Genomic DNA, 12,365 nt, shown 5'->3' on the forward strand with positions numbered 1-12,365 from the left:
TGCGTAGCAACGCCTTCATTTAGAAAGCATAACGTGCTGAAAACCAAAAGCGCGGGTCTTTTTGCTCATCCTGAGAGGCGGCGTCGTCGGTGGTTTGAGTCGCTACCGCCGTATCCAGGGACCAGTTATCTTGCGTGTAACGAACACCCATACCGCAACCCGCCAGTGTTTTACTGGTTTCGTCGGCAAAGCCTTGGCGAGCGCCATGGTCATAAAAGACGTAGGGGCTCAATTCAGGTGTGGCCTGATAGCGCACTTCTAACTGGGTAAGCCATACGCGGCTACCGTTGACTTCGCCCTGCGGGTAAGCTCTCACGCCACGGGCGCCGCCCAGGCTCATGCCCTGTGAGGAGTCTAAAAGTTTATCGGCCCATTGGATATCGCCACGGGCCAGCAGTGAGAATCCATTGCCAAGGCTTTGCAGGCGTGAAAGGCGCACATTTGTCTTGGTATAGCCCCCGTCCACTTGTCCGTTGGCTTGATTATTGATGTGTCCGCTTTGCAATCGGGCCTCGCCAAACGTCACACCGCCCTGACCAAGAGAATCTCGATGGTCAAATTGCAGTGCCAACGGCCAGCTATGCCCGTAACGCTTCTGATAGCTGACCCCTTCAAAACGATCATTTAATTCAGTGTACTCTCCGCCAAAAGACGCTGTCAGGTTGGTTTGCTGCTGGCGAATAAGCGGGTAGCTCAAGGTGAGGTTGCTGGTATCCGCCGTGCCGGTAAAACCGTTAAACGGTGAGCGAAGATCATACTCGTTGCGTGCATAAGCGACTTCTGCCCGCCAGCCCTGGTAGCCGACAGGTAAAGAATAGGCCAAGCGGCCGAGCCACAAATCTTCTTCTGAGTAGAGGGCTGTCACGCTCAGTTCGTCGCCAACGTTCAACAGGCGGTTGGCTTGAACACCCACTGTCGCACGCCCTTCACCAGAAGAGCGACTGCCATGGTTATCCGCGCCCACATAGCCTTGTAGGCGATCGCCTGCCGCTACCTCGGTAACCAAATCACCGGTACCCGAGGCTTCACCCGGGCGCATCACCGGGGTGACGTTGATGCCCGGTAAATCGCCTAGCAGTAGGGCGGTGCGTTCGAGCGTGTCGCCCTGAATGACGTCGCCTGCGCGAAGACCTGCAAGGTAAGGCGAGAGGCTGTCGACCAGCGCGTCGTCATCGCCCGTAACGGACACCTCACCGTAGTTGCCTTCTACCAGCTGAATGTCGAGCGTTCCCTGACTAACGTCCTGCCTGGGGAGCATCGCCTGGGCAAACGGATAGCCGTTTTCACGATAAAAACGGCTAACTTCATTGCTGATGCGTTGCAGGCCCGCCATGTCGTGCGGTTGTCCGATCATGTCTTGCACCTGCGCTAACAGCGTTGCATCGTCATAGACGGTATTGCCGCTAAACTCGATGTCGTTAATGCGAACTTCACGACTCTCAGCATCGCTTTCCGAAAGCGGTGCGCCCTCTAGGTTAATATCGACTGAGGACTCGCGCGGCTGATAGTCCCTTTCCGGCAGTGAGTCGCGCAGAAGTTGGCCAGCATCCGGGGGCGTTTGCGCATGGCTGGGTAGCGGTAACGAGCCCATTAAGCATACTGCCGTCATGGCGACAGAACGCTTAGTCAGTGGGTAATGGCGCATTATTCCTCCCCCTCATCGTCGTCATTCAGGACGGTATTGATGCCGTTGCCGATAATCGCGATACCGCCGGGCAGCAGGTTGTTGCCGTTGGGTAGTTCGTTGACTTGACGCATTCGTTCCTCTTGTTCGCGTGACGATGCCGCTTGAAGTGTCTGGTTTACGGCAGCATCAATACTGGCACTAGGCTCAGGCTGTGGTTCCGGCTCGGGCTGTGGTTCCGGCTCGGGCTGTGGTTCGGGCTCAGGCTGTGGTTCGGGCTCAGGCTGTGGTTCGGGCTCAGGCTGTGGTTCCGGCTCGGGCTGTGGTTCCGGCTCGGGCTGTGGTTCGGGCTCAGGCTGTGGTTCGGGCTCGGGCTCGGGCTCCGGCTGTGGTTCGGGCTCGGGTTCAGGCTCAGGCTCTGGTTCGGGTTCCGGTGCTGGAGGTGGTGGCGCTGGGCGGGCGTTAATCGATAGTTCGCCTTCAACAAAGTCGATGGCGTAATTGGGGTTTTGCGTGTTGTTTAGATCCCCCTGCAGAATGGCGTAATCGCCTAAACCTTCCCCCTGTTCGCGGTTCAGGTCGCCAGCGAGGGTGTCATTGCCTACCAAGTTGCCGTCGGTGATCTGCCAAGTGAACGTTGGGTCGGCATTGCCTTGGGTTTTGCGCTGGTTGTCGGCGGCGACGGTAATGGGGCGTGGGTTGACGGTAATCTCCCCGTTGCCATACTCAAAATAGTAATCCCCTGCAGTGCCGCTGTTGAACTGTGAATCAAGCACATCGGACTCATCATAGGTGTAGGTGCCGACATTGGTAGTGTTGTTGAATCTCAGATCGACACCAGACGAGCCGGGCCCATCGAGACTGATGCTATTCAGAGCATTGTCGTTGGCGCCATAAGTTTTGCTGGTATCCGTGTCGTCTAAGCGAACGTAATAATCGTAGGCGCTGTCATCCAGGGTCTTGAGAACCATATAGCCGTCATTATTACCGGCGCGGGATTTGCCCCAGACATCGGCAAAGTCCCAACCGGCGTCGATGAAGGTAAAGGGATCCTGCATCTCGGCGGTGGTCAGGCCATGGACGTTATCGGATTGATTGTTAGCATCGTCACCAATGCCATCCGACTGTTCGGTGGTATCAATGTCCCAGAAAGAAGCATTGATATTTCCGGTGCTGCTGTTGAAGCCCACTAGCCCACCCACGGTAGGACCAGAGTCACCATCGTTGACAAGGCCGGTGGCGTAGCTGTTGCTAACCTCGGCGATAAGGTTGCGTCCCACCAGCCCGCCGACGTTGCCACTGCCCGTCACGCTGCCGGTGGCGTAGCTGTTGATGATCGTGGAGCTGGAGATGCTGTCCCCCACCAGCCCGCCGACTTCGTCTTGGCCAGTCACGCTCCCGCCTTCCAGCCCGATGTTGCGGATGGTTGCACCGTCTGTGCGGCCGAATAACCCCTGATAGTCTTCATTAGGCCGATTGATGATCAGGCCGCTAATGGTATGGCCCAGGCCGTCGAAATCTCCGTTGAAGAGGGTGCTAACATCCCCGATCGGCACCCAGCCTTCTCCACTGTTGGCCAGGGTGCTGCCATTATCGACCTGCTCAGCGTAGCCGGTTGAGTTGCTGTCAAGGTCGTTGGCGAGTGCAAACTCGTAGTTGTCGTCGACAACTTCATTGATGTTCTGGAGCTGGTTCCAGTCGGTGATGGAGTAGGGTGAGCCATCGGCGCCGCTTTGCTTTCCATCGGTCAAACCACCCCAGCCGCCCTCGAAGAGGGTCTCGGTCTTGGCATCAATATCTTCTTCGCGGGTGACGCCCGTCAGATAAGGCAGGCCTTCACCCACTTCATAGCCTTCAACAGTGTCGCCGCCACTCCCGGGGAATGACCAGATAATTTCACTCCACCCCGCCGCCGTGAAGGTGGTGGCATCCTGCATCTCGGCGGTGGTTTTGCCTTTGCCACCATCGCTACCGTTCTGCTCGGTGGTATCGGTGTCCCAGAAGGAGGCGCTGACCTCCCCGTTGCTGAAGCCAATGAGCCCGCCCACATCAGTGCCAGATTCACCATTGTTGACAAGGCCGGTGGCGTAGCTGTTGCTGACTTTTGCTGAGGACGTGTTGCTCCCCACTAGACCGCCGACGTTGCCGTCGCCGTTGTGGGTAACGTTGCTGGTGGCGAAGCTGTTGCTGACCTTGGCTAAGATCAAGTTACTTCCCACCAACCCGCCGACGCTGCCGCCGCCCTCCACACTGCTGATGGCGTAACTGTTGCTGACTGTGGAGCGACTGCGGTTAAACCCCACCAGCCCGCCGACTGCATTCCTGCCTGTCACATTGCCGGTGGCGTAGCTATCGCTAACCGTGGAGGAGTCGTCGTTATGCCCCACCAGCCCGCCGTAGTTGTTGCCGTTGCCCTTCACATTGCCGGTGGCGTAGCTGTTGCTGACCGTGGAAGAGTCGTCGTTACGCCCCACGAGCCCGCCGACGTTTTTACTACCTTCTAAGCTGCCGTCCGGCCCACCCGGCCCACCCGGCCCACCCGGCCCACCTGGCGCGCCGACCGGGCCCCTGCCCGTAACGCTGCCCGTGGCGTAGCTGTTGCTTACCGTGGAGGAGTCGTTATGCCCCACCAGCCCGCCGACTGAACTTTTGGCCGTCACGCTGACGTTTTCCAGCCCGATGTTGCGGATGGTTGCGCCATCTGTGCGGCCGAACAGCCCCTGATTGTCGGCAATATGCCGATTGATGGTCAGGTCGCTGATGGTATGGCCCAGGCCGTCGAAGGTACCTGTAAAGCTGTTAGAGGAATCTCCAATGGGCTCGAAGCCTTCATTACCGTTCCAACCCGACGTGTCGCTGGCATCATCGATATTGGCGCCGAGAACGTAGTTCCCAGAGCGGCCACCATTGATGCCCTGGAGGTCATTACTGGTTGTACTGCCTTCGTTGCCGAGTTCGGTGATGATGGTGTAGTCGACGGTGGTGCCGCTACTGCCGAGTGTCGTTGAGAAGTTGCCGTCGTCAGGCAGGTTGACGGGAGCGTTGACGGCGTAGGTGGCCTCGGTGCCATTAATCTCGCCGTTGTTGGAACCCTGGCCGTATTCCAATGCCAGCCCGCCGCCCTTGGTAGCGGTCAGTTCTTGGTTGATCTCGATGTTGCGGTAGGCCGAGAGGGTGAGGGTGCTGCCTTCCCACTCGATGCTGTCGTTGACGAAGATATCGCCTTCACCGCTGGAGTCGCCGTCGCCGCAGTCGTTTGTTACCGTGCAGTCCACCTCGCCATTGGTGGTCTTAATTTTGACGCCATTGTTCTCCAGCGCCGTCCCAAGCTGGTCGCCAGTGATATCGCCGTTGCTATCGGCAATCGTAAAGTCATACGGGTCGATCAACCACTCGCCGGTTTGGCCGTCATCGGCGCGAGTGGTAACGGTCGCTTCGTCCATAATGCTGACTTTGGCCGCACTGGTTTCCACAAACCCGCCGTCGCCGCCATCCGGTGCCGAGGCATCCAGCGTACCGGCTACTCGTGTCTCACCACTTTGCATATCTCCCATTAGCCAGATTTCACCCTGCTCATTTTCGGCAAGGGTGCGGGCCTGGGTGGTGCCGGTGTGGTTGATCACGCTAGCGGCAAGGTCGCCTGCGGCTTTGACGGTCAGATAAACCCGGCCGCCGTCGGCCTGGATGGCACCGCCTTGCTCGATGTAGGTGTCGAGCTGGGCTTCTTCGACTTCGATTTTGATGGGGCCACCCATATCCAGGGTGACACGGCTGCCCGCGCCCATCATCACATCACCGCGGGGTGCACTGATGCTGCTTTCATTGATAATTTCGGTGGCGATTAGCGCGATGTAGCCTTCGTCGGCGGCGCGGATATTGCCCTGGTTAATAATCGCGCTGCTGCTATTGCCCTCAAAAGTAAAATCGCCCGCCATAAAATCATCGGGGCTGATGTCCAGGGTAGAGGCGACGAGCCCACCTACATCTACCTGGGCGGTGTCGCCAAACACAATGCCGTTGGGGTTAACCAGAAACACCTGACCGTTGGCCTCAATCGCCCCGCGAATTTGCGAGAGCTGATCGCCGGTGACGCGGTTGAGCGCCGCGGCATCGCGGCCGGGCTGGTTGAAGGTGACACGGCTGCTTTCATCCACCGAGAAATCGTCCCAGTCAATCGCCATGCGCTCACTGTTTTGGTTGATGCGCATCGCGTTGCCGGACTGCTCAATGCTGCCGCTACCGGCACGGATCTCACCACCCGAGGGCAGGCCGCTGGCAAAAGCGCTAAGGGGCAGCAGCACGATGCTCCCGGCGGTCAACGACGCCAGTGTGCCAACGACGCCTGAACGGCGTGATGATTTACTGTGGCGTTTAACGTTTTCAGGCGCGACGTGCCACTGCCCTCGGGCCGCGTTCCAAACGGTGCGGTAGATGCGGTTCATAATCCCCTGGCCTTTATCGGTAATAGTTTTTTACTAGCCTACGCGTTGGTAAAGGGGGCTTCTTCCACTCAGCGCTACACTTGTTGTGATCACAGTCTTTTATTCATCTTCTTCGTTTTGCTCATTAAGAGCAGACGTATTGATGCCGCCCGCTTCAATATCGACGCCGCCGGGCAATGTAGTCGACAACATCTCTTGAGAAGAACGATTAAAAGACCTCAGTGATGCTGCCTCGGCATCGGTCGACATGGTCTGGCGTGTTTTATTTACCACAGCATCAATGCTGACCGTCGTGCTTGGCTTAGGCTGGGGTTCAGGCTCGGGCTGGGGTTCAGGCTCGGGCTGGGGTTCAGGCTCGGGCTGGGGTTCAGGCTCGGGCTGCGGTTGAGGCTGCGGCTCGGGTTCAGGCTCGGGCTGCGGTTCAGGCTGCGGCTCGGGTTCCGGCTGTGGCTGCGGTTCAGGTTCAGGTTCCGGTTCCGGTTCCGGGGAAGGCGGTGGCGGTGCTGGGCGGGTATCAATCTCTAGCTCGCCTTCCACAAAGTTGATGGCATAATTGGGGTTTTGGGTGTTATCCAAATCCCCTTGAAGAATAGCGTAAAGCCCCAGATCTTCGCCCGCCTCGCGGGTAAGGTTACCGGCCAGCGTATCGCCGTCTACTAAGCCGCGTTCAGGCTGCTGGTTTTCGGCTTGATAGGTGAGCGCCGGGTCGGCACTGCCTTCGGTTTTGCGTTGGTCATCGGCGGTCACGGTGAGCGGGCGAGGGGCCACTGAATAGCTATCCGGCTGGGTAAAGGTAGCCAAGGTGTAGTTGTCCGCATCGGTGCCGTTGAGATTGTCTGTGTCCGCCTGCTGATCCCAGGTGCCTGCGTTGACATTACCGGAAGCGCTGACAGTCGCTCCGGCCAGCTCGGCCGTGGCAATAACCTGATCGCCACTGAGTGCGCCGTTCAGGGTGGCATCTCCTGGGGTGAGGGCTTCTCCGTAGATAGTGTCACCATTGGCGATATCGGTGGCCGTTAAGGCCAGCGGGTTAACGGTGAGTTGGCCGGTATTGGCGGTATCGGTGGTAATGGCATAGCCCAGGGTATTAGTGAAGCCATCGTTATAGTCAATCCGGTGGTCACCCGCGACTGGATAGCCAGCCCTGGAAAGGTCATCAGCGACTGACCAAGTGGGGGTGCCCGCCAGGATGCTATGGTCGTCCTCGTTAACAAACCCCGTCGTGTTCTTCAGGTCATAATCCGTTGGAAGGTTATCGCCGTAAGTGATGGTTGTACCGTCGGCACTGACCAGGAGTTCAGGCTGTTCACGGTAGATCAGATGGCGCGGTGCATCTGCATCCAGCGCGGCAGTAAAGTTACTGGTCGTTTCATTGCTGTTGTAACGGAAGTTACCAGGCTCAATCAGTTCCGCCATCGCCTCACTTCCGGCCAGACTACCGGTGTACAGCAAGGCGCGTCCATTCGCGCCGGTGGTAAGATCGCCACTGGTATAAACAATATCACCGCCCGAAGCCGTGCCAGCGTTTTCGCTTTTGCCAGCGCTCAGTATCAGCGCCTTATCGCTGGTGTTATCAGTGAAGATATCGCCGGAAAGGATAAGATCGCCGGATTCTGTGGCGATATTAATGGTTTCAAAGGCAGACACATCACCCAGTCGTAATGCGTGCTCGCTGGTCAGCCCAATGCCTTTGAGGGCATTGACGTCTAACACGGCATTGTGTTGACTGGCGTCCCCTAAATCCACGGCACCCACCGAGGCAATATCGGTGTCAGGGGCTCCTGACATGCCCGTTGTGGAGAGGCCGACGTTAATACCGTTTTCAAGGCGCGCTTTGATGGCTGCACTGTCCACCCGAGTGGGATCACTTGGCTGGTCGGCAATCAAGAGGTTGTTACCACGCTGCACCCAATAAGCGGTATTACTATCAACCACATAACCATTGGCGAGCAGGCGCAGATTATCACCCACCAGGCCTTCGGCGGCCGGATTACCTGTGTTGGAGCCGGTAATCAAACTTGAACTGATCTGAACATTGCGAACCGTACCGGCGTTTATCCCGGTCAGCCCACCCACTTCGTTTTGGCCAGTCACCTCGGCTTCTATCAAACTGAGATTGCGAACCTCACCGGCGCTATCGACCGCACCGAACAAACCGATGGCACCTTGGTTTGGCCGGTCAATAACTAAATTTTGAACACTGTGATTCAGGCCATCGAAGGTGCCGGCGAAACGGTCGTTATTGTCGCCAATCGGCTTCCAGCCTTTGTTGTCATTAGCCGAAAATCTGGCCAGATCGCTATAGCCGTCGGTATCCTCACCCAAGTCATTTGCCAGTTCGTAGTAGTAACCGCCACTCAATACGTCATCGTTGTAATTGATGTCTTGCAACTGCTGCCAGTCAGTGAGGGTGTACGGCTGGTCTTCGGTGCCAAAGCCGTCGTCAAACAGCGGAGTTTGATCCGGGATATCTTCATCGCGGGTGACGTGGGTGAGATACGGACGGGAAATGCCGTAGCCAGGGGATTCTGCGCCAGCGCCAAATGACCAGACGTCTTCGTCCCAACCTGCATCGGTGAAGGTAGATTGTTGCTGCATTTCAGCGGAGGTGAGGCCGATAGCGCCGTTGGTTACGTCGCCTGACGAGCCAATACCGGAGGTCTCAACATTCCAGAAGTTATGTTCGATACTGTCATTTTTACTTACGGAACCCATTAATCCACCGATGGATGAGTTACCTGTTACCTTGCCCGTGGCATAGCTATTACGGATGGTGAAGCCACCTGTTTCTCCGGGATCCCCTGCTCTGCCAACTAAACCGCCGACTTTAGAATCTCCTGTGACGTGTCCGGTAGCATAGCTTTCTTCGACAGAAATATTTCCATAGGTAATGGCACCTGCCAAGCCGCCTACTTCTCCATTTCCTTCCACTTTGCCAATGGCGTAACTATTCAGAACATCAGAGTTAGAAGCAACACCTCCAACTAAACCACCTACAATATTATTTCCCGTGACATGTACATCTGCTGCGCTGTTTCGAACTCTGGCATTACCTACTGATCCCACAAGCCCGCCAACCAATTGGTTTGTTGCTTCAATGCTACTTTGTACGCGCCCCGTGGCTTTGCTGTTATAAATAGTATTGCCGAACTTTCTTCCAACTAAGCTACCAACGCGAGAGCCACCAGATATATCAACGTTAGTTAAATGTATGTTTTGCAGAAGGGAGGTTGAATTCCCAAAAAAACCAACATGATTCTCTTCAATGCGATTAATTGTTAGACCTGAAATAGTATGATCAAGACCGTCAAATGAGCCGCTAAAATCAAAAGAAGATCCTTTTGAACCAACCGGCTCCCAACCTTTACCCCCATCCCAGCTTTTTGTAACGCTGGCGTCAATATCGGCTCCCAAAGCATAGTGCCCTTCTAAATCATCACGCATGGCTTGCAGGGTGCCGTCGGCGTAGTCGGTTTCCTCCCCCAGCTCGGTGATCACGGTGAAGTCCAGTACGTCGCCGTCGCTACCGAATTGGGTGGAGAAGTTCTGGCCTGCTTGCAGATTGACCGGCGCGTTGGCTGTAAAAAGGGCAGACCCGCCATCGGTTGAGGCTTGGCCATACTTCAGGGCCAGTTTTCCGCCATCGCCTTGGCTGGCACCCATCTCGGCGTTGATGTCGATATTACGCCAAGCGCTAAGCGTGAGTTGGTTGCCGCTGCTCCAGGTGACTTCGTCGTTAACGAAGATATCGCCGTTGCCGCTGTCATCACCGCTGCCACAATTTGTCACGCCGCTACAGCTAGCGTCTGAATCAGTGGTTTCGATGGTGACATCGTTATTAACTAGCGCGTTGGAAAGCGCAGTCCCGGTGAGGTCGCCGCCGCTATCGGCAATCGTAAAGTCATACGGGTCGATCAACCACTCGCCGGTTTGGCTGTCATCGGCGCGAGTGGTAACGGTCGCTTCGTCCATAATGCTGACTTTGGCCGCACTGGTTTCCACAAACCCGCCGTCGCCGCCATCCGGTGCCGAGGCATCCAGCGTACCGGCTACTCGTGTCTCACCACTTTGCATATCGCCCATTAGCCAGATTTCACCTTGCTCATTTTCAGCCAGGGTGCGGGCCTGGGTGGTGCCGGTGTGGTTGATGACGCTGGCGGCCAGATCGCCTGCCGCTTTGGCAGTGAGGTAGACGCGACCGCCATCGGCCTGGATCGCACCGCCTTGCTCGATGTAGGTGTCGAGCTGGGCTTCTTCGACTTCGATTTTGATGGGGCCACCCATATCCAAGGTGACACGGCTGCCTGCGCCCATCATCACATCGCCACGCGGTGCGCTGATGCTGCCTTCATTGATAATCTCAGCGGCAATCAAGGCCACATAACCTTCGTCAGCGGCGCGGATATTGCCCTGGTTGATGATGGCGCTGCTGCTGTCGCCCTCGAAGGTAAAATCGCCCGCCATAAAATCATCGGGGCTGATGTCCAGGGTAGAGGCGACGAGCCCACCTACATCTACCTGGGCGGTGTCGCCAAACACAATGCCATTGGGGTTAACCAGAAACACCTGACCGTTGGCCTCAATCGCCCCGCGAATTTGCGAGAGCTGATCGCCGGTGACGCGGTTGAGCGCGGCGGCGTCTCGGCTGGGTTGGTTGAATTCAACGCGGTGGCCTTCCGCCACCGAAAAGTCGTCCCAGTTGATCGCCATGCGCTCACTGTTTTGGTTGATGCGCATCGCGTGGCCGGACGGCTCGATACTGCCGCTACCGGCACGGATCTCACCGCCCGAGGGTAAGCCGCTGGCAAAGGCGCTTAGGGGCAGCAGCACGATGCTTCCAGCCGCCAGCGAGGCCAGTGTGCCCACAATGCCGGAACGGCGTGATGTTTTGCCCTGGCGTTTAACGGTTTCGGGTGCGACCTGCCACTGCCCTCGGGCAGCATTCCAAACGGTGCGGTAGATGCGGTTCATAATCCCCTGGCCTTTATAGGTAGTGGTTTTTTACTAGCCTACGCGTCGGCAAGGGGGGCTTCTTCCACTCAGCGCTACACTTGCGAGGATTTAATCAGGAAGCGTTTGGAGGAAAACGAATGTGAGAAATGCTGCGGGCCTCGCCTGGTGTGATGCCAAAGCGCTGCTTGAACGCGCGATAAAACCAGGAAAGGTGATTGAAACCCGAGTGCAGTGCGATGTCGCTGACTGAACGTTGCACGGCCTGAGAAGATGTAAGCGCACTAAACGCGCGCTGAAGACGCTGCTCAACCAAGTAGTCGGTAAAAGACGTGTCCGCATGATTAAACAGTGCCCGGATATAGCTTGGCGATACAGCGTGGCGTCGTGCCAGGTCGTTCAAGCTGATAGGGGTACGCGCATGAACGTTAATATCCGCTTTAATGGCTTTTAAACGCGCTTCACGCAGGCCGCCACGCTGGGCATGTTCGCTTGCCTCAGGCGTGGCACCGAGTGCCAGGCACGCCAGATCCAGCAGTTGGTTTGTCAATTGAGAGGTGGGTTGGCTCTCAAGCGCATCGGGACGTTTTGTCAGTGCTAGGCAGAGTTGGCTTAAGTGCTGTAATGATTCGCCGGGCAAAAGCAGGTGTTTGGGTAAGCGGTCCATGTCGCCAAGCAGCGGCGCCAGTTGCGCGCGTGAAAACGCGATGCTCAGGAAATTGACCCGTTCGCCGTAAAAGTCGACGCTACCTGACTGATGGTTATAGACGACGCGTGCTCTGCCCGGTGTGCAAGCAAGAGAGTCGTGAGCTTGGAGGTGAGAGAGCCAGCCGCCGGGGCCACCGGGATGGATTAACAGCGTAATATCATCGTTGCCATCAGCGACTTGCGGTGTTTCACGCGCCGCATGCAGCGATGATGCGGTCACCCGCGCAATGGAAATTCCCGGCAGTAGCCTGATGCGTGTTTCAACATGCGGAACCTGCTTCCTTTGTGCATCAAGCTGAACTTGCGCCATGGCGCTGTAAATATCCTGCGCTGCCTCTAGGCGTTCGCTGGGTGCAAAGTCGTCTGTTGAAAATGAAAAAAAAGCCATGGCGTTACAAGAAATAGTCATTGAGCGTATTGCTATCAATAAACATTAAGGGCGTTGAAAGCAAGAAGACACACATTGTCTTTGCGTATCAACCTAAGTGCAGTACAGGTCGGATATAAAGATAGTCGATGACACAACGCATTGGCGGTGGCTGCAGTAAGGTGAAGGCATCGCCATTTTGGTGGCACTGTGGCTGGATTTGGTGGGCTGGGTCTCTCTGCCGTTTTTAGAGCGTTTGGAGGGGTTGACCAAA

At 56.7% G+C, this 12,365-nt stretch carries 4 protein-coding genes; all 4 read right to left on the bottom strand.

What is annotated here, in order from left to right; all coding sequences use genetic code 11:
• Positions 1-19: 19 nt before the first annotated feature.
• Entirely contained in the window at positions 20-1,645 is a 1,626-nt protein-coding gene (locus M8006_RS05425) for a ShlB/FhaC/HecB family hemolysin secretion/activation protein (RefSeq protein WP_250080444.1), read from the bottom strand.
• Positions 1,645-6,066, bottom strand: a complete 4,422-nt coding sequence (locus M8006_RS05430; RefSeq protein ID WP_250080445.1) for a two-partner secretion domain-containing protein — start codon at positions 6,064-6,066, stop codon at positions 1,645-1,647. The genes M8006_RS05425 and M8006_RS05430 overlap by 1 nt, the downstream gene beginning before the upstream one ends.
• A 99-nt stretch (positions 6,067-6,165) precedes the next feature.
• The gene (locus M8006_RS05435) at positions 6,166-11,037 is read right to left on the bottom strand and encodes a two-partner secretion domain-containing protein (RefSeq protein WP_250080446.1); all 4,872 of its coding nucleotides are present in this window, start codon (positions 11,035-11,037) and stop codon (positions 6,166-6,168) included.
• Between the two features lie 94 nt (positions 11,038-11,131).
• Positions 11,132-12,112: a helix-turn-helix transcriptional regulator gene (locus M8006_RS05440; protein WP_250080447.1), complete on the bottom strand. Its 981-nt coding sequence runs from the start codon at positions 12,110-12,112 to the stop codon at positions 11,132-11,134.
• Between the last annotated feature and the right edge of the window lie 253 nt (positions 12,113-12,365).

This window comes from Halomonas llamarensis (genome assembly GCF_023555005.1).
GTDB lineage: Bacteria > Pseudomonadota > Gammaproteobacteria > Pseudomonadales > Halomonadaceae > Vreelandella > Vreelandella llamarensis.